We start from the raw sequence: 255 nt of genomic DNA on the forward strand, positions 1-255 counted from the left end.
TGTCTGGGTACTTATCCTGCAACTCTTCCAATTCTTCTTTGTAGAGGATGTTGGGAGTTGTAGCGATACCAAAGAAGAGCCATGCCAAACCGTTGAACTTATAGTCGGGGTTGGCTGCTCTTTCGGCATCTTTGAACATCCGCCATAGGTAAGCGCGGAATGGCGCAATTCCAGTTCCTGTTGCCATCATAATAATCGTGGCATTCGGATCGTCTGGAAGCAGCATTTCCTTACCAGTTGGCCCCGTGATTTTCA

The 255-nt window shown here is 47.8% G+C and carries 1 protein-coding gene; it reads right to left on the reverse strand.

Annotated features, from left to right (window positions below):
- On the reverse strand, positions 1-226 hold a 226-nt coding region (locus FLQ44_RS25535), incomplete at its 3' end, for a hypothetical protein (RefSeq protein ID WP_206208792.1).
- Positions 227-255: the final 29 nt, after the last annotated feature.

The sequence above is a fragment of the Vogesella mureinivorans genome (assembly GCF_007644035.1).
Taxonomy (GTDB): Bacteria; Pseudomonadota; Gammaproteobacteria; order Burkholderiales; family Chromobacteriaceae; genus Vogesella; species Vogesella mureinivorans.